Genomic DNA, 19,156 nt, shown 5'->3' with positions numbered 1-19,156 from the left:
GAGTTAGGCCTGCGCCATCCCTATCACATCAGCACCTGGGGCGATAAAATCGCCGTTTTGGTCGAATCGACCCCTACGCGAACGCCCTATTCAAGAAGCGATCGAACTGACGTAAAAAAGCGGACAGCGTGACAAGTGACAACGGCTGGGGTCAGCGTTCGAGTTATGATACCGGTAAATCAAGGGATCCAAAGTGACGACGAAATTACGGAAAGGACAAGCCTCTATTGCAGAAAGGCTCGGGCATGAAAAAGAATAAAGATTCCGTCGAGTTCGTGGAGGTTAGTTCCGCTGAGCGAAATCGAATTCAAGAGATAATCGCGGCAGCTAGGACCCTCGACTGGGAAAAATTTGTGACGCTAACTGATTTGCCGTTTCCAAATCTTGATTCGATGCGAGAGCAATTCGATGAGGCAGCTCCAATCGTCGCCGCCGTCTCCGAGCCTGTTACGCTTCAACAGATATCTGCAATTACCCGTGATGATGGACAGCGCCAGATATCAGCTGATATCGATACGAACGGAGCCACTAGGCTTCCAATCGTTATCTCTCTCTGTAGTTCAGATAATGGCCCAAACCCGACAATTACGATCACAGTTTTTTTGAAGCAGTTTTTTTGGTGAGCCGTGAATAAAATAAGATGGCGGATTGTTGCTGGCTTGTCTCTTTACAGTATCAAACCCGCGCACTCCTGTTCTCGTCCTTTCGACACTGAGCGTGCGGCTTGCTTCGGTGCGAATTGGCTGGATGGTATCGCCCGGTGCGAGTGATGCCACATTTCATGTGCGGCTCGGTCGTTGAAGTGTAGCCGTTACGAGACACAATCGGCAACTTGCAGCCAGTTTGCGAATAATTTTATTTTATAGTGCCGACCGCAAGACGATCCGCTACCAGGCGAACCGACCGCCGGAGACGGAGTTGCGAGCAAAGCTGCGTGACCTTGCCAACGAGCGTCGGCGTTTCGGCCGGAGCGACCCCTTCTGCGTGCTTGCCGTCACCGGCGCAGCAGCGGCCGCAAGGCGGCCTGGGTTTCCTTCAGCAGTGGCAGATAGCGCGCCTTCATCTCTGCGGCCGGGACGAGGGCGGCCGGCGCGCCGATATTGATCGCCGCTACCGTTTCGCCGCGGTCGTTTTCGACGGGCACGGCGATCGAGCAGAGGCCGATCTCCAGCTCCTGGTCGATGATGGCATACCCCTCGGCGCGCACGCGGCGGAATTCGGCGATCAGTTCCTCCGGATCGGTCTTGGTATTCGCCGTGTTTTGCTTCAGCTCGCTGCGGGCCAGGATGGCGCGCGCTTCGCTCTCAGTGAGTGCTGCGAGCAGCACGCGGCCCATCGAGGCACAATAGGCGGGCAGGCGGCTGCCGGGGGTGAGATTGATCGACATGACGCGGCGCTGCGAGGCCCGCGCGATATAGACGATTTCGGTGCCGTCGAGCACCGAGGCAGAGGCGCTCTGGCCGGCCTTTTCCGAGAGATGATCGAGATGCGGCTGCAACAGCGCCGGCAGCGGCGTTGCCGAGAGATAGGCATGGCCGAGCCTGAGAATCTTCGGCGTCAGTGTGAAGAACTTGCCGTCATAATCGGCGTAGCCAAGCTCGGCGAGCGTCAGCAGCGAGCGGCGCACGGTGGCGCGGTCGAGATCCGTCAGCTTGGCGGCCTCGGCGATCGACAGCCGCTGCCGCGTCTCGCCGAAGGCTTCGATGACTTTCAGGCCGCGGGCAAAGCCGCTGACGAAATCGGTTTCACGCATGTGTCGATCTCCACTGACAAGCCCATTTTGTGCGATATATGAACAAATGTCAAATATCGCACAAAATATCTTGCCGCGGGGGCTGCCGCATCCTATTCCTGAGCCCGGAGGACGGGAGGACCAGTTCCCGACCGCTCAGCCAAGGAGATATCCGCATGGATAAGACAGTCGGGAGCACGGCGGAGGCCGTTTCCGAGATCGGTGACGGCGCGACCGTGATGATCGGTGGTTTCGGTGGTTCGGGCGCGCCGATCGAGCTCATTCATGCCTTGATCGACAAGGGCAGCAAGAACCTCACCGTGATCAACAACAATGCCGGCAACGGCCGCATCGGCATTGCTGCGATGATCGATGCCGGCATGGTCAGGAAGATGATCTGCTCGTTCCCGCGGTCGTCGGATCCGCGCGCTTTCACGGACAAATACCTGGCCGGCGAAATCGAACTCGAACTGGTGCCGCAGGGAACGCTGGCCGAGCGCATCCGCGCCGGCGGGGCCGGCATTCCGGCTTTCTACACGCCGACGGGTTATGGCACGGAACTGGCCGACGGCAAGGTCATTGCCGAGTTCGACGGCCGCCATTACGTGCAGGAGCGTTGGCTGAAGGCCGATTTCGCCATCGTCAAAGCGGCGGTCGGCGATGTCCATGGCAACCTCACCTACAACAAGGCCGGCCGCAACTTCAATCCGCTGATGTGCATGGCGGCGGCGAAGACCATCGTCCAGGTTTCGTCGATCGTGCCGGCCGGCGGCATCGACCCCGAGCATGTGGTGACCCCCGGCATCTTCGTCGACCGTGTCGTCGCCGTTCCCCATCCGCAGCAGGAAGAAGAACTCATTCGAGCCGGAGTGGCCTACGTATGACCGCCAACACCCATCCCATCAATACAAGGGAAGACATCAAGCTCTCCAATGCGCAGATCGCCTGGCGCGCCGCGCAGGACATCGCTGACGGCGCCTATGTGAACCTCGGCATCGGCTTTCCCGAAATGGTCGCCCGCTATCAGCCGCCCGGCCGTGAAGCGATCTTCCACACCGAAAACGGCATCCTGAATTTCGGCGAGCCGCCGGCTGAAGGCGAGGAGGACTGGGATCTGATCAACGCCGGCAAGAAGGCGGTGACGCTGAAGCCGGGTGCGGCCTTCTTCCATCACGCCGACAGCTTCGCCATGGTGCGCGGCGGCCATCTCGATGTCGCGATCCTCGGCGCCTACCAGGTCGCCCAAAGCGGCGATCTCGCCAACTGGCGGGTCGGCAGCAAAGGCGTGCCGGCCGTCGGCGGCGCCATGGACCTGGTACACGGCGCCAAGCAGGTCTGCGTCATCACCGAGCACGTCACCAAGACCGGCGAGCCGAAGCTGGTGGAGAAATGCACCTTCCCGCTGACCGGTGTTGCCTGCATCACCCGCGTCTACACCAGCCACGCCGTCATCGACATCGTCGACGGCCGCTTCGTCCTGCGGGAGAAGCTGGCTGCGATGTCGCTGGAGGAATTGCAGGCGATGACCGGCGCGCCGCTGCATGTCGCAGGGCCGGTTGCCGACCTCGTCGTCCCAAAGCTCTGAGGAAAAGCCATGACCGAAGCCTTTATCTGCGACTATATCAGGACGCCGATCGGCCGCTTCGCCGGCTCGCTCTCCCCGGTGCGGGCCGACGATCTCGGCGCCATCCCGCTGAAGGCGCTCATGCAGCGCAACAGCGGCGTCGACTGGGAGGCCGTCGACGATGTGATCTTTGGCTGCGCCAACCAGGCGGGCGAGGACAACCGCAATGTCGCCCGCATGTCGGCGCTCTTGGCCGGCTTGCCGATCGCTGTCCCGGGCACGACGATCAACCGGCTCTGCGGCTCCGGCATGGATGCGGTGATCACGGCGGCGCGCGCCATCCGCGCCGGCGAGGCCGAGTTGATGATCGCAGGCGGCGTCGAAAGCATGTCGCGCGCGCCCTTCGTCATGCCGAAGGCCGAGACGGCCTTTTCGCGGGCCGCCGAAATTCACGACACGACGATCGGCTGGCGTTTCGTCAATCCTGTGATGAAGAAGCAGTATGGCGTCGATTCCATGCCGGAGACCGGCGAGAACGTCGCCGAGGATTATCAGGTCAGCCGCGCGGATCAGGATGCCTTTGCGGTGCGCAGCCAGGCAAAGGCCGCTGCCGCCCAGGCGAGCGGACGGTTGGCGAAGGAGATTACTGCGGTGACCATCCCGCAGCGCAAAGGCGATCCCGTTATCGTCGACAAGGACGAACATCCGCGGGCGACGACAACCGAGACGCTGGCGAAACTCGCGACCCCTTTCAAGAGGGAAGGCGGCACGGTGACCGCAGGCAATGCCTCCGGCGTCAATGACGGGGCGGCGGCGCTGATTATCGCTTCGGAAGCGGCGGCGCGAAAATACGGCCTGACGCCGATCGTCCGTATTCTCGGCGGTGCCGCTGCCGCCGTTCCGCCACGCGTGATGGGCGTAGGGCCGATCCCGGCCTCGCGCAAGCTGATGGCCCGGCTCGGCATGACCCAGGAACAGTTCGACGTGATCGAACTCAACGAGGCCTTCGCCAGCCAGGGGCTGGCGGTGCTGCGCGCGCTCGGCATTGCCGACGACGATCAGCGGGTCAACCGCAATGGCGGCGCGATCGCGCTCGGTCATCCGCTTGGTATGTCGGGCGCCCGGATCACCGGCACGGCGGCGCTGGAGCTTCGCGAAACCGGCGGAAAATATTCGCTGTCGACCATGTGCATCGGCGTCGGGCAGGGCATTGCGATCGCGCTCGAAAGGGTCTGAGAGCGTTGCGCCCGGTGCCCGGCTTCTGTAGAAATCGGGCATGCTGATCCGACCCGCAGAAAACGACGATCGAGATGCCATCTGGAGGATCATCGGCCCGACGATCCGCGCCGGCGAGACCTATGCGCTCGACCGCGATCTCAGCCAAGCCAATGCGCTCGCCTATTGGATGGGGCCGGACCGCGAGACCTTCGTCGCCGAAGAGGATGGTGTCATCCTCGGCACCTATTACATCAAGGCCAATCAGGCCGGCGGCGGCCGCCATGTCTGCAATTGCGGCTACATGACCGATCCCGCAGCAAGCGGCCGCGGCGTCGCCCGCCGGATGCATGAGCATTCCCTGCAGCACGCCCGTGAAAACGGCTTTCGCGCCATGCAATTCAATTTCGTCGTCAGCAGCAACCGCCGCGCCGTCGAGCTCTGGCAATCGCTCGGCTTCGACATCGTCGGCCGTCTCCCCGGCGTCTTCCTTCATCCCACTGAGGGTTATGTCGACGCATTGGTGATGTTTCGGACTCTGTAGGACTGCCCGGCGAAAAAAGATGGAAGGGCGCTGTCGAAATCGCAGCGGTTCGAACGTCTTATGATCGCGAGGCGCGGATTGCGGCAGAGGAGCCGCAGGCGTCGCGATCACTTCTGTCGACAGGGAGGTTATGAAGCCATGGGTGTTTCCTATCGTTGGGTCATTGTCGCCTTGGGCGCATTGATGTCGTGCGTGGCAATCGGTGCAATGTTCTCGCTGGCGATTTTCCAGGAACCGATCGCCACCGCCACCGGCTGGTCGCATGTCGGCATCGCCAGCGCGATGACGCTGAATTTCATCGTCATGGGCTTCGGCGGTTTCCTCTGGGTGGCGGCCAGCGACCGATTTGGCCCGCGCGTCGTCGTGCTGATTGGCTCCGTGCTGCTCGGCCTGGCGCTGGTTCTCGCGAGCCGCGCCGAGACGCTGTTACAGTTCCAGCTGACCTACGGCATCCTCGTTGGCCTTGCCGCCAGCACCTTCTTTGCGCCGATGATTGCGGCGACGACCGCATGGTTCGACGAAAACCGCGGGCTCGCGGTGTCGCTCGTTTCCGCCGGCATGGGTGTCGCGCCGATGACGATCTCGCCTTTCGCGCGCTGGCTGATCTCGGCTTATGAGTGGCGGCCGGCGATGCTGATCATCGGCATTGCAACTTGGGTGCTGCTGGTGCCGGCCGCCCTCTTGGTCAGGCAGCGCGCGTCTGCCGAGACCGCCGATGCCGGCACCGAGTTTGCCGCGGAGGGCGCCCGGCCACAGCTGTCGAAAGTCTTCCGGTCGCCGCAATTCATCGTGCTCGGCCTGACCTTCTTTGCCTGCTGTGCGGCTCATTCCGGCCCGATCTTCCACATGGTCAACTATGCGACGATCTGCGGCGTCGCGCCGATGGCCGCCGTCAGCATCTACAGCGTCGAGGGTCTGGCGGGCCTCGGCGGCCGGCTGCTCTATGGCAGCCTCGCCGACCGGATCGGGGTGAAACCGGTGCTGGTCGCCAGCCTGCTGGTGCAGGCGGGCGCACTCGCGACCTATCTCCTGGTCAGCGAGTTGACGGAATTCTATGCGCTCGCCATCGTCTTCGGCAGCGCCTATGGCGGCGTGATGCCGCTCTATGCGGTGCTGGCGCGGGAATATTTCGGCCAGCGCATCATCGGCACGGTGCTCGGCGCGGCGACGATGCTCTCCAGCCTCGGCATGGCCTTCGGCCCCCTCATCGGCGGCTGGATCTTCGATACCTTTGCCAATTATTCCTGGCTGTTCATCGGCTCGGCGATCGTTGGGCTCGGGGCCGCGGCAATCGCGCTGGCATTTCCGCCGCTCGCGCGCCAGAAGCCGCAGCCGGTCTTCGGGATGGCGCCTTGATGCAATGGAGATCGGTGAGGTCAGCCTTTCATCCTGGGGCTTACCCCTCCCCAACCCCTCCCCACAAGGGGGAAGGGCTAACGTGCAGCACCGCCTCATGCAGCCATCAATCGTATCAATCTGCCGAACGGTAGCGGGCAAGAGCTATCTTTTGGTCACCGTCGGTCACCGCAGCTTAGCCCCTCCCCCTTGTGGGGAGGGGACTTTCCGATCCGAACAAGCCAGCCACTGCATTTCCCCGACGATGCAAATCTCCCGCTTTCGTGCATTGCCCTTCGCCGATTTCGGCTGATAGACTTCCCCTGTCTGTTTCATCACCTATGTCCTTGTCTTTCGGGAGGCTGTCTTAGCCATGGCGGAACTTGCTCAATCGCTCGCATCGATCAAACTGCCGGATCTCGCCGGCAAGGCGGTGCTGATCACCGGCGCCTCGACCGGCATCGGGGCGGCGCTCGCCCGCGCCTTTGCGGCGCAAGGGGCGAAAGTCGGCGTGCATTACAATGCCAGCCGCGAGCCGGCGGAGGCGCTCGCCGAGGAGATCAGGGCCGCCGGCGGTACGGTACATCTGATCCAGGGCGACGTGTCGCGGGAAGGCGAGACGGAGCGTGTCGTCGAGGAGACGGCAAAGACCTTCGGCCATCTCGACGGGCTCATCAACAATGCCGGCGGCATGCTGGGGCGTAAGCCGACCTCGGACTATACCGATGCGCATTATGCCGCTGTCATGGATCTCAACGCCCGCTCGGTGCTGGCGGCAACGCGGGCGGCCTATCCGTGGCTAAAGAAGCAGGGCGGCTTCATCATCAACACCACCTCGATTGCCGCCCGCAACGGCGGCGGCAATGGCGCGATCCTCTATGCGGCATCGAAGGGTTTCGTCTCGACGATTACCCGCGGTCACGCCAAGGAATTCGTCGCCGACAGGATCCGCGTCAACGCCGTGGCGCCGGGAGTCATCGCCACACCCTTCCATGAGCGCTATACCAATGACGAGCAGATGGAGCTGCAGCGCAAGTCGATCCCGATGGGTTTTGTCGGCACTTCGGAGGATTGCGTGGGCGCCTATCTCTTCCTCGCCTCGCCGACGCTCTCCGGTTACATCACCGGCCAGATCATCGAGGTCAATGGCGGCCAGCTGATGCCGTAAACGTCCCATCCGGCGCACAAGATCGTTGCTTTTCCCGGTTTATCACGGAACTTTAGAACCGCCGTAACGTTTCCCGCTTGGTCTTTTCATCGAGCGGGGCATCATGAGCTTTTCATTTTCGGAACTCGACTTCCTCAAGCCGGAGCTGGGGGCGGAGTATACGGGTTCCGGCACGCATTTCGCCGTCTTCTCGGCGCATGCGGAACAGATCGAGCTCTGCCTCTTCTCGCCTGACGGAAAGGACGAGATTGCCCGGATGCCGCTGCCGAAGCGCGAGGGTGACATCTGGTCGGGCTATATCGCCGGCGTCGGGCCGGGCGCCGTCTACGGTTATCGCGCCCATGGCCCTTACGATCCCGGCGCCGGCCATCGTTTCAATGCCAACAAGCTTCTGCTCGACCCCTATGCCAAACAGGTGACCGGCGCCCTCAAATGGGACGACGCGCTGTTCGGCTATCAGATCGGCGAGGACGACCTTTCCTTCGACGAACGCGACAGCGCGCCCTTCATGATCAAGGGCGTGGTGCAGGATCCGGATTTCGACTGGGCGGGTGAAGAGGCGATCCGAAGGCCTTGGCCCGACACGATCATCTACGAGGCGCATGTGCGCGGCCTGACGATGACCCATCCGAAGGTGCCCGACCGGCTGCGCGGCACCTTTCTCGGCATGTGCAGCGATCCGATCATCGACCATCTCGTCAAGCTCGGCATCTCGGCGATCGAGCTTCTGCCGATCCAATTTTTCCTCGACGATCGTTATCTCCTGGAACAGAACCTCAGCAATTATTGGGGCTACCAGACGCTCGGCTTCTTCGCGCCGCAATCGCGTTACCTCTCCGGCGACAAGATCACCGAGATCAAGACCATGGTGCGGAAGTTCCATGCCGCCGGCATCGAGGTGATCATGGATGTGGTCTACAACCACACCGCCGAGGGCAGCGAGAAAGGGCCGACGCTGTCCTTCCGCGGGCTCGACAATGCCAGCTATTACATCCTTTCGCCCGACGATCCCCGCCACACCTTCGATACCACAGGCACCGGCAACACGCTGAATGTCGCCCATCCGATGGTGATGCGCATGGTGCTCGACAGCCTGCGCTACTGGGTCGGGGTGATGCATATCGACGGATTCCGCTTCGATCTCGCCAGTACACTTGGACGGCAGGATCTGGAATTCGACCGCCAGGGCGCGTTCTTCGGCGCCATAAGGCAGGATCCGATTCTCTCCGGCGTCAAGCTGATCGCCGAACCCTGGGATATCGGCGAGGGCGGCTATCAGGTCGGCGGCTTCCCGCATCCCTTCCGCGAGTGGAACGACAAATTCCGCGACGACGTGCGCCGTTTCTGGAAGGGCGATGGCGGCATGGTGTCGGAACTGGCGGCCCGCGTCACCGGTTCGGCGCCGCAGTTCAACCATTCCGACCGGGGGGCGACCTCCTCGGTCAATCTTCTCTCGGCCCATGACGGTTTCACGCTGACGGATACGGTGTCCTTCGACGGCAAGCACAACGACGCGAACGGCGAGGACAACCGCGACGGCCATTCGGACAATCATTCCGACAATATGGGCGCCGAGGGCGCGACCGATAATGCCGACATCAATGCCGCCCGCGCCCGGCGTCGGCGCAACATGGTGGCGACGTTGATGCTCTCCCAGGGCGTGCCGATGATCCTCGCCGGCGACGAGCTCGGCAACAGCCAGGGCGGCAACAACAACGCCTATTGCCAGGACAACGAGATCGGCTGGACCGGCTGGGATGGGCTGGACGATCCCTTTCTCGATTTCTTCAGGCAGGCCGTCGCCTTCCGCAAGGCGCATCCGGTGCTGCGGCAGGAGCGGTTCCTGACCGGCGAGGTGAGCGAAGACGGGCGGATCGAGATCGCCTGGTACAAGCCGGACGGCAGCTTCATGGATGACGGCGCCTGGAACGACGATGGGTTACAGGTGCTCGGCGTCTATCTCTCCAGGAGCGTGCATGCCCCTGAGACCGAGACGATGGACGACCTCTTCCTCGTCTTTAATGCCGGCGGCGACTGTCAGATCCACCTGCCCGAGGTGAACGGGCTGCGGCAGTGGTCGAGGGTTCTCGATACCGGGACGGAGACGGAGGCCTTCGCCGTGCACGATCAGGACAATCCTGTGATGGTCTATGCCCAGAGCGTCGCGGTCTTTGCGCCGACAGGTCAGACCCAGCCGCCGGAGGGGGCGACCAAAGCCCAGCGCCGCCGCTGGTTCCAGTTCGGGCGTCGGAGCAAGTAGCAGAAAAAATGAATGCCGAAGCCATCACCGAACTTGGTCTCGTCTATGTCAGCGATGCCGAACCCGGCATCCGCAGGCGAAGGAAGGGCAAGGGTTTCAGCTATGTCATGCCCGACGGGACGACGCTTGCCGATGAATTGCAGCGGGCGCGCATTAGCGCGCTCGGCCTGCCGCCGGCCTATGAGAATGTGTGGATCTGTCTCTACGACAATGGCCACCTGCAGGCGACGGGCATCGATGCGCGCGGGCGCAAGCAATATCGCTATCACAAGGACTGGCAATCCTTTCGGAGTGCGGGAAAATTCCATCAACTGATCGAGTTCGGCCGGGCGCTGCCGAGGATACGCCGCACCGTGCTGCGCCATCTCGACACCGGCGCCGAGGATGTCAGCGGCGTGCTGGCCGCCTTGACGACGCTGCTCGACGAGGCGCATTTGCGCGTCGGCAACCAGGCCTATGTCCGGGAAAACGGCACCTATGGCGCAACGACCCTGCTGAAGCGACACCTCAAGATCGTCGACGGGCAGATCGAGCTGAAATTCCGCGCCAAGGGTGGCAAGCGTGTCCAGCGCAGCCTCAAACATCCCAGGCTGCAGAAGATTCTTGAGGAGATCGCCGATCTGCCCGGCCGCCAGCTCTTTGTCTGGAAGGATGAAAACGGGTCGTTGAAGCCGATCGATTCGGGCCGGTTGAACGCCTATCTGGCCGAGATATCGGGCATTCCGATTTCCGCCAAGACCTTCCGCACCTGGGCAGGGTCGCTGGCGGCTTTCAGCGCGGCGCGCGAGACGATTGCCGGCGGCGGCCGGCCGACGGTAAAGCAGATGTCGGAGGCCTCGGCCGAGGCGCTGCACAACACACCGGCGATCTCGCGCTCGAGCTATATCCATCCGGCGATCATTGCGCTTGCCGGCAACGATCATCCGGTGATCGAGAGCGGCAGCGAACCGCTGCGGGGCTTGCGGGCCGAGGAAAACAGGCTACTTGATTTCCTCACACGCGAGATCGAGGAATGAGCCCGAGCAATCCGCCGAAATCAGACGTAGTCCTGACCCATCCCGACCGGCTGTACTGGCCGGACGAGGGCGTGACGAAGCAGGGGCTCGCAGAATATTATGCGGCGGTCTGGCCTTTCATCGCGCCTTATCTCGTCAATCGGCCCTTGGCGCTGCTGCGCCTGCCGGACGGGATAAAGGGCCACCAGCGGTTTTTCCAGAAACATGCCTGGAAGGGCATGAATGCCCATATCGGGGAGATCGCCGATCCGGAGGAAACGGATGGCGAAGAGCTGCTGTGCATTGGCGATTTCGACGGTCTTATGGCGCTGGTGCAATCGGCCGTGCTTGAAATTCATCCCTGGGGCACGACGACCTACCATTGGGAAAGACCGGATACGATCACCATGGACCTCGATCCCGGCGAGGACGTGGCCTGGAGTGCGGTGATTTCTGCAGCGCTCGACGTGAAGGCGCGGCTCGAAGCCCGCGGCCTTGCCGCCTTCGTCAAGACCTCGGGCGGCAAGGGGCTGCATGTCGTGACGCCGCTTGCGCCGAAGGCCGGCTGGGCCGCGGTGAAGGATTTCGCCCATTCCCTTGCCGAAAGCATGTCGGCCGACGCCCCGGAAAGATATCTCTCAACCGCGACGAAGGCCAAACGCGGCGGCCATATCTATATCGATTACCTTCGCAACGGCCGCGGCAATACGGCGGTTGCCGCCTATTCGACACGTGCGCGGCCGGGGGCGCCGGTTTCGATGCCGATCGATTGGACCGAATCGAACGAGATCAGCGGCGCGGCCGCCTTCACGCTCGCCAATGTGCCGCAGCGATTGGAAACCCGTCCGAGCGACCCATGGCGCGATTTCTTCGATGCGGCCGCACCGCTGGAATGAATGGCTCTCCGCTCATCCCGCGCTGTCGAGTTCGGGATAATGCCGGAAAATCCCGTCCTCGTTGAAGGCGAGGCGGCGAGGGGAGGCGAGATAGCGCGCAATGTTCGGACGCGTCGCCACCCGATCATGCAGGGCAAGCAGTACAGGATAATCCGCCTTGCGTTTCGCCATGGCTTTCGGAAAGGCGTAGGTCAGGCCTTCGATCACCTGGAAGAGCGAGAGATCGACATAGGTGAGCGCATTTCCCACACTATGGTCGGGACCTGCAGGGTTCAGCCGCAGCACACGCTCGAAATAACCGAGGAATTTCGGAATGCGATCGCGGATGAAGGCGGCGGAGCGGGCTTTCGCTTCCGGCTTCTGGTCCTCGTAATAGAGCGAGGTGTCGATCGGATGATGGGTGTCATGCACCTCGGCGACGAAATCGGTGACGGTGAGCTGCAACCCGTTGGCGACATGGCGAAGGCCTTCGCCTGCAGGCGCAAGGCCGAGCCGCGGGCCGAGATAAAACAGAATGTTGGCGACATGCGGGATAATGAGGTCGCCGTCCTTCAGGAAGGGCGGGGCGAAGGGAATATGCGGTTCGCTGTCGCTCTTCATCAGCGCGAACATCGCATCCGTACCGCGACCGGGCTCACGGGTGACGTCGACATAATCGGCGCCAGCTTCCTCAAGCGCCAGCCGCACGAATTCGCCGCGGCCTTGAAGGCCGTCCCAATAATAAAGCTCGTATGCCATATCCGCTCATCCTTCGGTTGACGACACAAGTCTTTTCGCAGTTCGTTCCTGGCTTTTTCAAGGGTGCGCGCCGTGTGTCGGGCATCGTCGCCTCCTCTGTTGCAAAGGAATCAAACCAGTACTGCCCGGTGGCGGCCGCCCTTGCGCGCTATTGTTTCCGATAGAGTTTTTGCGATGCGGCGAAGGCGCGGCCGATAGCGAGGGAGGGTGGCTGCACCGGCGCGCGGGGATCGCGGAAAACCAGCCCGACGAGATTGTCGACGACGAGGATGAAGCCGAGCGCGAGGCCGAGATAGAGCAGTGCGGCGGTGAGGAGGAGCGACATCTCCATCCCTCTAGACGATCGCCGCCGAAGCACGGCCGTCGGCTGCGGCGAGCGAGAGGGAGTAAATATCGGTATGGCCGTCGTTCATGGCGATTTTCCCGGTTTTGCCATAAACAGCCAATGCTTGTTCTTGTTCCCGCTTATCGGGCGAGAACTCAGCTTTTTTGGGAAGCCTCAAAGCGTACAGCGTCATCCGGCCTCTGTTCACCCCCGCATGGAAGCCCGTCCTCCGGAAATTCGATAATGCACAACTAATTCAAGCTTATGACAAAAAGCACCAAAGGGCGCCGCGACGACGCCCTTTTTTGATCCAGCTGCTTGAATTCTTATCAGAGTGCCGTCTTGCGACTCGCCGTCCGTTTCGGTGCCGTCGTCACGACGCCGTTCGTCTTGCTGCCCGCGACGCTGCGCTTGGCCTTGGGTTTGACTTCCTTGCCGTCGGATGAGGCAGCGGAGCCCTCGAGCGTTTCGCGCTCGTGCCGTGCCTGTTCCCAATGGATGGATTCTCGCCCTGTCGGATAGCCCTCTTCTTCCCAGAGGGCGTATGCACGTCTTTTGATCCACTCATCCCGAGTTTCTGCCATCGCTGATCTCCAGTCACATGATGCCGTCGTTCGAACGCGATACTGTCGGGATGGTTCCAGAGGAACGGAACTCTTTCAAGCGAAATCGCCCCTGCAACCTGAAATATTTCGCGTTGCAGCATATTAGGGTTGAGAAGAGGCGCTCAGCGCGCCCCAAACTCCGCCGCCTTGTGCAGATCTGATACGAACTCCAGGCGCAACCTGTGCCGTTCTGCCTCGTCGCGAATGCGCAAGAGATAGGAGGGGTGGATGGTGACCAGAACGGGCGGATGGTTTGCCGGCTGCAGAATATGGCCGCGCGCCGGCGTCAGCTTCACCTTCGGCCCGAGCAACGCATAAACAGCGCTTGCGCCGAGCGCCACGACCAGTTTCGGTTGCAAGATGTTGAGCTCAGCGCCGAGCCACCAGGCGCAACGCCGGATCTCGCCGGCATTGGGTTTTGCATGCAGCCGCCGTTTGCCCCGTGGCGTGAACTTGAAGTGCTTGACGGCATTGGTGACATAGCAGCGCTTGCGGTCGAGTCTCGCCTCGTCGAGGCAGTGATCGAGCAGCTGGCCGGCGGGGCCGACAAAGGGCTTTCCGGTCAGATCCTCCCGGTCACCCGGCTGTTCGCCGACGAGGACGATCTCGGCCTTCCCTGAGCCTTCGCCGAAGACGATCTGCGTGGCATTCCTGTAAAGATCACAGCGGCTGCAGCCTTCGGCCTGATTCCTGAGTTCGGCGATGCTTTCCGCATCCGCGATTTCGAGCGCCAGGGCGGGACCGACGCTTGCGGCGATGTTCATGATGCGATCCTTATCTCCTAGGGATCAATCGTCATGCGCCGGGATTGTTCCTGCGCGCGCGATGGTCGCCGGGCCGGCAAAATGATCACGGCGAAAAAAATTCGCGTCATGGGAGAGAGCAGGCGCGATTGAACGCTGCCGTTTCCCGGCTATATTTGCCAGCGATGTTCTATCTCCTGTCGACCTACTGGCCGCATATCCTCTTTGTCGTTTCGATCGCCATGGGGGCCGCGGCGGCGATCCATGCCGCCATGACCAAGGAGGAGGTGCGTGCGGCGATCGGCTGGGTCGGCGTCATCATCCTGTCGCCGATTATCGGGGCGGTGCTCTATGCGATCGCCGGCATCAACCGCATCCGCCGCAAATCGCTGAGCATTCGCCGCGATGCGCTGCTGCCGGCGGCCGAAATCGACGAGTTGGAGACGTTCGACGCCGAGGCCGAGACCGTCATCAGCCAGTTCGGCCGCCGCTTTGCGGCGCTGCAGACGCTCGGCGATCGGGTGACGCGCAATCCGCTGACCTCGGGCAATACGATCGACGTGCTGGAGACCGGCGACGAAGCCTATGCGGCGATGAAATCCATCATCGACGCGGCGGCGCGCAGCATCCTGCTCGAAACCTATATTTTCGACCGCGACGCGATCGGGCTGCGCATCGCCGATGCGCTGATTGCGGCGGTCAAGCGCGGTGTCGAGGTCCGGGTGCTGATCGATGCGGTCGGCGCGCGTTATTCGGTGCCGAGCATTCTCGGCCATCTCAAGGAGGGCGGCGTCACCGTCGCCGTCTTCAACGGCAACGTCATCATGGGCTTGCGGCTGCCCTATGCCAATCTGCGCACCCACCGCAAGATCCTGATCGTCGACGGAAAGATCGCGTTGACCGGCGGCATGAATATCCGCGCGGGCTTCAGCGAGGAAGCGACGGGCGAAAGCTTTGCTCACGACACGCATTTCAGCGTCACCGGGCCCGTCGTTGCCGATCTCTTCGATCTTGCCGCGGAAGACTGGCGCTTCTCGACGCAGGAGCTGTTGAACCGCGAGTCCTGGCGCATCGAACCGCCGCAGCGCAGCCCCGGCGACCCCATCCTGATGCGCGTCGTCGCCTCCGGGCCGGACCGCAGCGTCGAGACCAACCATAAGATGTTGATGGGCGCCTTTTCCGTGGCGCGCCAATCGATCCGCATCATGTCGCCCTATTTTCTGCCGGACCGCGAACTGATCAGCGCGCTGGTGACAGCGGCGCGGCGCGGCGTCGAAGTCGATATCGTCGTGCCCGCGGTCAACAACCTCGTGCTGGTCGACCGGGCGATGACGGCGCAATTCGACCAGATCCTCAAGGGTTACTGCCGCATCTGGCGCTCGACCGGCAGTTTCAGCCACTCGAAGCTTTTGACGATCGACGGCACCTGGGCCTATGTCGGCTCATCCAATCTCGACCCGCGCTCGCTCAGGCTGAATTTCGAGGTCGATCTCGAAGTGCTGAACGAGGGTTTTGCCGGCGAGATCGACGAGCATATCGAGGAAACCCTGAAATCGGCAACGCCGGTGACGCTCGACGGCTTGCGCGCGCGGCCCTTCCCCGTGCGGCTGCTTGAAAAGGTTTTGTGGCTGGGTTCGCCCTATCTCTAATGCATGTCGCTCAAAAGTGTGCAGCGGTTTTGGGAGGACGACATTCATAAGACATAAATCTGGCGCGTTGCATGAATCAAGTCGATGCGACGCGCCTTTTTTGCGGTCGGACATGGCAAGTTCCGCTGGCCCTCCTATACTGCCGAGAGAAGCCTTTTTGATCAACGGAATGACTGCGCCTTCCGATGCACGCCAAGAAAGACAATCTTCCTTCCAGCATTCTCGCCTCGATCCGGAGCAGGAAGAAGCGGCTCGACCCGGCCTATACGGAAACACGGCCGCGCAGCGACGGAACGCTGATCGCCTCCTACAACGTGCACAAATGCGTCGGCACCGACCGCCGCTTCGATCCGGAGCGCACCAGCCGGGTGATCCATGAAATCGGCGCCGACGTCATCGCGCTGCAGGAGGCCGATACGCGCTTCGGCGAGCGCACCGGCATTCTCGATCTCGGCCGGCTGGAGCGGGAAACCGGGCTGATCCCGGTGCCGGTCGCCGGCATGGCCAAGGCGCATGGCTGGCACGGCAATGTCGTGCTCTTCAAGAAGGGGCTGGTGCATGACGTGCACCAGGTCAAGCTGCCGGGGCTGGAGCCGCGCGGCGCCCTCGTCGCCGAGATCGAGCTTGAGCAGGGCGGGGTGCTGCGCATCATCGCCGCACATTTCGGCCTGCTGCGCCACAACAGAGCCCAGCAGGCCCGCATGCTGGTCGAACTCATCAACGACCGACGGGAGATGCCGACCATCCTGCTCGGCGACCTCAACGAATGGCGGCTCGGCGACCGCTCCTCGCTCAACACTTTCCAATCCGCCTTCGGCCCGTTGCCGCCCGCCGTCCCCAGCTTCCCCGCCGGCCTGCCGCTTCTCGCCCTCGACCGCATCATCGCCAACCGCAAGGGCATCATCTCGGAGGTGGAGGCGCATGATACGCCGCTTGCGCGTATTGCCTCGGATCATCTGCCGATCAAGGCGCTTGTCGATCTGGGGTCAGCAGGCCGGTAGACCAGCTTTCGCAAAAGCGCGCAAACGCCTCCCGCCAGAATTGAGCACTCGGTTAGAGCAGGAGCGGCGAACAATTTTCGCGCCCAAACCTGCCATGCTGCCTCGACAAGCTGGGCGCCGTTCTTGACCTGGATCAAGGTCATCGCGACAGGATAAACTTACGGTCGATTTGTGGTCTTACGGCATCAACAACTCCGAAGGAGAACCACAATGGCGAATACAATCTTCCAGACCCGTTCCGGTGCGTCAACGGCGACGCCCGCGCAAGTTTCCGTCCCCATTCTCGGCGCAACGGTGGCGGCTTTTACGGCCGTATCGTTCCTGCTTTGCATACTTCTTGGCTTCGTCGCTCCCGAATGGGGGCTCCATAGGCCGTGGCTGCAGTTTTACCTCGGGCTCACCGGCTTCGACCTGTGGAGCGTGGTGCTCGGTACGGCTCAAAGCGTCGTCTTCGGGGGCTATGCGGGCGTATTGCTCGGAACCATTTTCAATGTCATCAGCCGCCGTTTTGGCTGAATAGCTACGCCCTTCGACTGCTGTCGCCAAGGCGGTGGCCTCTGTCGATCGGGCTGGCCCGGCGGTGTGTACCGAAGCACATAAAATCGCAGTCGCCCCGCTGCCGCGTCAGGCAGTAGCGGTGAACTGTTATCAGCCAAAGGAGAAGGCTTATGAGAGTGACGATTATCAACGCAGTCCTGCTGGCCGGGGCCATCACCGTCTGCGGGGCAGGTCTGACTTTTGCTCAGGCTAATGGGCCGGATCCGCATCATTCCGAAGAATCGCCGCAGGCCGCTTCGCCTTCGGACATGGGAGGAATGAACGGAAGCCAGGGAGCAATGCCCGGCTCCGACAAGATGCCAGGCGGGATGATGGGGCACGGCATGACGATGCGATCCGGCATGATGGGCGGCATGCCGATGATGGGCATGCGTGGACCGATGATGAAGATCATGTTCGCGGTCGCTGATACCGACGGGGACGGCGCACTTTCCTTCGAGGAGGTGACGGTGATCCACAAACGGATCTTCGGCAGCGTGGACGCTAACAAGGATGGAAAGGTCACGACCGAGGAAATTCAGGCCTTCTGGCAGCCTTAGCGAACCCGGCGGATCTGGGTCGGGGCTCTCTGGATGGTCGCGGGGCCTCAGAGGATATGATAGGATACTGACGAACTCATCGCGGGAGGGGTAAGTGCGCCGAGCCTTTCTCACTGTAATCCTTTGCACGCAGTTCGCCTCGATCGCGGCCGCGTCCGAGCTTTCGGTCTTCCATACGGCTTCATTCGGCAGCAACAGGTCGATCAGCCTCAGCGTGGCCGCGGGCGGCGCCGCCCGAGATCCCGCCTTCGATTTCGACGTCGTCATCGCGCTATCGGAACTCGACGGTGGCGGAGCAGTGCTCTATCGGGACGCCGGAAGACACCAGGCAAGCGTGCGATGCGTTTCCCCCGCCATGGTGCGGATCAAGTCCGCCAACTACGCGGTCGATGTTTCGGCGCGCCCGGGTGCCGACTGGAAGCACGATCTCTGGGCCGCGCTCTGCACCGCCCCGGTCTCGTAAGAGCAACGGTCAGCCCTTCCGGGGGCGGACTTCCATGAAGACATACGGCGCGCCGGCTCCGGAGGGGATCGCGTAGACGTCATAGGCGGCCTTGCCATCGTCTCCCATTCCCAGCGAGCCCGGTGGCATTCCCGGCACCGCTAATCCGCGGATGTGCGGCCGCTCCAGCAGACGTTCGACGGCTTCGAGCGGCACATGTCCTTCAAGGTAGTATTCCTCGACGACTGCGGTGTGGCAGCCCTCCATGCCGGGGGGTACCGCTAGCCGCGCCTTGACGGCGGCCAGGTCGTCCGTGTCGTGGACGTCGACGGAATACCCTGCCGATCCCATCGCCTTCGCCCATTCGTGGCAGCAGCCGCAGTTCGGATCCCTGTAGACCGTCATCTTGGTTGGAACGGTGGCATGCGCCCTACCGCCCGGAAACGCCAGGGCGGTCCCCGCCATTACGATGAAGCTTCTTCTATGCATCGTCTCCACCTCTGGATGTCCAGCGCCCGACTGGGAGCCGGGCGGTGGAAGGTTTGCTATTTTACCTCGGTGACGGTCAGCTTGCCGTTCACGCGCTCGGCGACGAACTCGACGTTGGCGCCCTCCTTCATCTTCGCGAGGATCGCCGCGTCTTCGACCCGGAACACCATGGTCATTGCGGGCATGTCGAGGTTCTTCAGGTCTTCGTGCTTGATGGTAACCTTCTTCGCCTTGGCGTCGACCTTGTTGACGACGCCCTTGGTGAATTCCTGAGCGAAGGCACCGAAGGCTGCGCTCGCCGAGAGAAGAGCAGTCAGCCCGATCTTGATCATTGCGGATTTCATCTTCATGGCTCCTG

23 protein-coding genes and 1 pseudogene are annotated in these 19,156 nt (G+C 62.2%); 16 read left to right on the top strand and 8 right to left on the bottom strand.

Annotated elements, in window-relative coordinates; all coding sequences use genetic code 11:
• Positions 1-245 precede the first annotated feature (245 nt).
• Positions 246-623: a hypothetical protein gene (locus tag AF337_RS16910; protein ID WP_049732958.1), complete on the top strand. Its 378-nt coding sequence runs from the start codon at positions 246-248 to the stop codon at positions 621-623.
• Positions 624-864: 241 nt separating this feature from the next.
• A pseudogene (locus AF337_RS46525) lies at positions 865-1,044 on the top strand (hypothetical protein); the annotation flags it as partial.
• Here the strand turns inward: AF337_RS46525 and AF337_RS16905 are convergent.
• On the bottom strand, positions 995-1,753 hold the full coding sequence (locus tag AF337_RS16905; protein ID WP_049732957.1) for an IclR family transcriptional regulator domain-containing protein: 759 nt from the start codon (positions 1,751-1,753) through the stop codon (positions 995-997). The pseudogene AF337_RS46525 and the gene AF337_RS16905 sit on opposite strands and share 50 nt — an antisense overlap.
• Positions 1,754-1,908: 155 nt before the next feature.
• Between AF337_RS16905 and AF337_RS16900 the strand changes: the two genes are divergently transcribed.
• The 9 genes from AF337_RS16900 to ligD all read left to right on the top strand — a co-directional run bounded on the left by AF337_RS16900 (position 1,909) and on the right by ligD (position 11,709).
• Positions 1,909-2,616, top strand: coding sequence for a 3-oxoacid CoA-transferase subunit A (locus tag AF337_RS16900; protein WP_049732956.1), 708 nt, complete (start codon positions 1,909-1,911; stop codon positions 2,614-2,616).
• Complete coding sequence (locus AF337_RS16895; RefSeq protein ID WP_049732955.1) at positions 2,613-3,317, top strand: CoA transferase subunit B; 705 nt, start codon at positions 2,613-2,615, stop codon at positions 3,315-3,317. The genes AF337_RS16900 and AF337_RS16895 overlap by 4 nt, the downstream gene beginning before the upstream one ends.
• 9 nt (positions 3,318-3,326) lie before the next feature.
• Positions 3,327-4,532, top strand: a complete 1,206-nt coding sequence (gene pcaF, locus AF337_RS16890; protein ID WP_049732954.1) for a 3-oxoadipyl-CoA thiolase — start codon at positions 3,327-3,329, stop codon at positions 4,530-4,532.
• A gap of 40 nt (positions 4,533-4,572) precedes the next feature.
• Positions 4,573-5,055 carry a GNAT family N-acetyltransferase gene (locus AF337_RS16885; RefSeq protein WP_049732953.1) on the top strand — a complete coding sequence of 161 codons (483 nt, stop codon included), beginning with the start codon at positions 4,573-4,575 and terminating at the stop codon, positions 5,053-5,055.
• Between the two features lie 138 nt (positions 5,056-5,193).
• Complete coding sequence (locus tag AF337_RS16880) at positions 5,194-6,411, top strand: MFS transporter (RefSeq protein ID WP_049732952.1); 1,218 nt, start codon at positions 5,194-5,196, stop codon at positions 6,409-6,411.
• Positions 6,412-6,763: 352 nt separating this feature from the next.
• Positions 6,764-7,558: an SDR family NAD(P)-dependent oxidoreductase gene (locus AF337_RS16875; RefSeq protein WP_049732951.1), complete on the top strand. Its 795-nt coding sequence runs from the start codon at positions 6,764-6,766 to the stop codon at positions 7,556-7,558.
• Positions 7,559-7,661: 103 nt separating this feature from the next.
• Positions 7,662-9,818, top strand: coding sequence for a glycogen debranching protein GlgX (gene glgX / locus AF337_RS16870; protein WP_049732950.1), 2,157 nt, complete (start codon positions 7,662-7,664; stop codon positions 9,816-9,818).
• 8 nt (positions 9,819-9,826) lie between these two features.
• Positions 9,827-10,834, top strand: coding sequence for a DNA topoisomerase IB (locus tag AF337_RS16865; protein ID WP_049732949.1), 1,008 nt, complete (start codon positions 9,827-9,829; stop codon positions 10,832-10,834).
• Positions 10,831-11,709, top strand: a complete 879-nt coding sequence (ligD, locus tag AF337_RS16860; RefSeq protein WP_049732948.1) for a non-homologous end-joining DNA ligase — start codon at positions 10,831-10,833, stop codon at positions 11,707-11,709. Before AF337_RS16865 ends, ligD begins: the two co-directional genes overlap by 4 nt.
• 12 nt (positions 11,710-11,721) lie before the next feature.
• On the opposite strand, the gene AF337_RS16855 is transcribed toward ligD, so the two are convergent.
• The 5 genes from AF337_RS16855 to AF337_RS16835 all read right to left on the bottom strand — a co-directional run bounded on the left by AF337_RS16855 (position 11,722) and on the right by AF337_RS16835 (position 14,141).
• On the bottom strand, positions 11,722-12,447 hold the full coding sequence (locus AF337_RS16855) for a glutathione S-transferase (protein WP_049732947.1): 726 nt from the start codon (positions 12,445-12,447) through the stop codon (positions 11,722-11,724).
• Between the two features lie 148 nt (positions 12,448-12,595).
• Entirely contained in the window at positions 12,596-12,772 is a 177-nt protein-coding gene (locus AF337_RS43695; RefSeq protein ID WP_167347770.1) for a hypothetical protein, read from the bottom strand.
• Positions 12,773-12,782: 10 nt separating this feature from the next.
• Positions 12,783-12,965, bottom strand: a complete 183-nt coding sequence (locus tag AF337_RS16845) for a hypothetical protein (RefSeq protein ID WP_049732945.1) — start codon at positions 12,963-12,965, stop codon at positions 12,783-12,785.
• Positions 12,966-13,101: 136 nt separating this feature from the next.
• Positions 13,102-13,356, bottom strand: coding sequence for a DUF2934 domain-containing protein (locus AF337_RS16840; protein ID WP_049732944.1), 255 nt, complete (start codon positions 13,354-13,356; stop codon positions 13,102-13,104).
• A 143-nt stretch (positions 13,357-13,499) separates the two neighbouring features.
• Entirely contained in the window at positions 13,500-14,141 is a 642-nt protein-coding gene (locus AF337_RS16835; RefSeq protein ID WP_049732943.1) for a UdgX family uracil-DNA binding protein, read from the bottom strand.
• Between the two features lie 164 nt (positions 14,142-14,305).
• On the opposite strand from AF337_RS16835, the gene AF337_RS16830 reads away from it, so the two are divergent.
• From AF337_RS16830 to AF337_RS16810, 5 genes are all read left to right on the top strand, one after another.
• Positions 14,306-15,769 carry a phospholipase D-like domain-containing protein gene (locus AF337_RS16830; RefSeq protein WP_049732942.1) on the top strand — a complete coding sequence of 488 codons (1,464 nt, stop codon included), beginning with the start codon at positions 14,306-14,308 and terminating at the stop codon, positions 15,767-15,769.
• A gap of 185 nt (positions 15,770-15,954) precedes the next feature.
• Positions 15,955-16,770 carry an endonuclease/exonuclease/phosphatase family protein gene (locus AF337_RS16825; RefSeq protein ID WP_049732941.1) on the top strand — a complete coding sequence of 272 codons (816 nt, stop codon included), beginning with the start codon at positions 15,955-15,957 and terminating at the stop codon, positions 16,768-16,770.
• 210 nt (positions 16,771-16,980) lie between these two features.
• The gene (locus tag AF337_RS16820; protein ID WP_049732940.1) at positions 16,981-17,286 is read left to right on the top strand and encodes a hypothetical protein; all 306 of its coding nucleotides are present in this window, start codon (positions 16,981-16,983) and stop codon (positions 17,284-17,286) included.
• A gap of 152 nt (positions 17,287-17,438) precedes the next feature.
• Entirely contained in the window at positions 17,439-17,867 is a 429-nt protein-coding gene (locus tag AF337_RS16815; protein ID WP_049732939.1) for an EF-hand domain-containing protein, read from the top strand.
• A gap of 94 nt (positions 17,868-17,961) precedes the next feature.
• Complete coding sequence (locus AF337_RS16810; protein WP_049732938.1) at positions 17,962-18,330, top strand: hypothetical protein; 369 nt, start codon at positions 17,962-17,964, stop codon at positions 18,328-18,330.
• 9 nt (positions 18,331-18,339) lie between these two features.
• Here AF337_RS16810 and AF337_RS16805 read toward each other — a convergent pair whose 3' ends face one another.
• On the bottom strand, positions 18,340-18,798 hold the full coding sequence (locus AF337_RS16805; RefSeq protein ID WP_049732937.1) for a DUF411 domain-containing protein: 459 nt from the start codon (positions 18,796-18,798) through the stop codon (positions 18,340-18,342).
• Positions 18,799-18,854: 56 nt separating this feature from the next.
• Positions 18,855-19,142, bottom strand: a complete 288-nt coding sequence (locus AF337_RS16800) for a copper-binding protein (protein WP_049733023.1) — start codon at positions 19,140-19,142, stop codon at positions 18,855-18,857.
• Between the last annotated feature and the right edge of the window lie 14 nt (positions 19,143-19,156).

This window comes from Rhizobium ecuadorense (assembly GCF_001187535.1).
Classification (GTDB): Bacteria; Pseudomonadota; Alphaproteobacteria; order Rhizobiales; family Rhizobiaceae; genus Rhizobium; species Rhizobium ecuadorense.
The sequence above is the reverse complement of the archived record's forward strand: the minus strand, read 5'-3'. Positions and strand labels throughout refer to the sequence as shown.

Excerpts from the sequence above, each read along its gene's own strand:
- AF337_RS16875 (WP_049732951.1), top strand. The coding sequence starts at position 6,764 with ATGGCGGAACTTGCTCAATCGCTCGCATCGATCAAACTGCCGGATCTC.
- AF337_RS16900 (WP_049732956.1), top strand. The coding sequence starts at position 1,909 with ATGGATAAGACAGTCGGGAGCACGGCGGAGGCCGTTTCCGAGATCGGT.
- AF337_RS16840 (WP_049732944.1), bottom strand. The coding sequence starts at position 13,356 with ATGGCAGAAACTCGGGATGAGTGGATCAAAAGACGTGCATACGCCCTC.
- AF337_RS16880 (WP_049732952.1), top strand. The coding sequence starts at position 5,194 with ATGGGTGTTTCCTATCGTTGGGTCATTGTCGCCTTGGGCGCATTGATG.
- AF337_RS16805 (WP_049732937.1), bottom strand. The coding sequence starts at position 18,798 with ATGCATAGAAGAAGCTTCATCGTAATGGCGGGGACCGCCCTGGCGTTT.
- AF337_RS16800 (WP_049733023.1), bottom strand. The coding sequence starts at position 19,142 with ATGAAATCCGCAATGATCAAGATCGGGCTGACTGCTCTTCTCTCGGCG.
- AF337_RS16820 (WP_049732940.1), top strand. The coding sequence starts at position 16,981 with ATGGCGAATACAATCTTCCAGACCCGTTCCGGTGCGTCAACGGCGACG.
- glgX (WP_049732950.1), top strand. The coding sequence starts at position 7,662 with ATGAGCTTTTCATTTTCGGAACTCGACTTCCTCAAGCCGGAGCTGGGG.
- AF337_RS16905 (WP_049732957.1), bottom strand. The coding sequence starts at position 1,753 with ATGCGTGAAACCGATTTCGTCAGCGGCTTTGCCCGCGGCCTGAAAGTC.
- AF337_RS16895 (WP_049732955.1), top strand. The coding sequence starts at position 2,613 with ATGACCGCCAACACCCATCCCATCAATACAAGGGAAGACATCAAGCTC.
- AF337_RS16835 (WP_049732943.1), bottom strand. The coding sequence starts at position 14,141 with ATGAACATCGCCGCAAGCGTCGGTCCCGCCCTGGCGCTCGAAATCGCG.
- AF337_RS16815 (WP_049732939.1), top strand. The coding sequence starts at position 17,439 with ATGAGAGTGACGATTATCAACGCAGTCCTGCTGGCCGGGGCCATCACC.
- pcaF (WP_049732954.1), top strand. The coding sequence starts at position 3,327 with ATGACCGAAGCCTTTATCTGCGACTATATCAGGACGCCGATCGGCCGC.
- AF337_RS16830 (WP_049732942.1), top strand. The coding sequence starts at position 14,306 with ATGTTCTATCTCCTGTCGACCTACTGGCCGCATATCCTCTTTGTCGTT.
- AF337_RS16885 (WP_049732953.1), top strand. The coding sequence starts at position 4,573 with ATGCTGATCCGACCCGCAGAAAACGACGATCGAGATGCCATCTGGAGG.
- AF337_RS16910 (WP_049732958.1), top strand. The coding sequence starts at position 246 with ATGAAAAAGAATAAAGATTCCGTCGAGTTCGTGGAGGTTAGTTCCGCT.
- AF337_RS16865 (WP_049732949.1), top strand. The coding sequence starts at position 9,827 with ATGAATGCCGAAGCCATCACCGAACTTGGTCTCGTCTATGTCAGCGAT.
- ligD (WP_049732948.1), top strand. The coding sequence starts at position 10,831 with ATGAGCCCGAGCAATCCGCCGAAATCAGACGTAGTCCTGACCCATCCC.
- AF337_RS16825 (WP_049732941.1), top strand. The coding sequence starts at position 15,955 with ATGCACGCCAAGAAAGACAATCTTCCTTCCAGCATTCTCGCCTCGATC.
- AF337_RS16855 (WP_049732947.1), bottom strand. The coding sequence starts at position 12,447 with ATGGCATACGAGCTTTATTATTGGGACGGCCTTCAAGGCCGCGGCGAA.
- AF337_RS43695 (WP_167347770.1), bottom strand. The coding sequence starts at position 12,772 with ATGTCGCTCCTCCTCACCGCCGCACTGCTCTATCTCGGCCTCGCGCTC.
- AF337_RS16845 (WP_049732945.1), bottom strand. The coding sequence starts at position 12,965 with ATGACGCTGTACGCTTTGAGGCTTCCCAAAAAAGCTGAGTTCTCGCCC.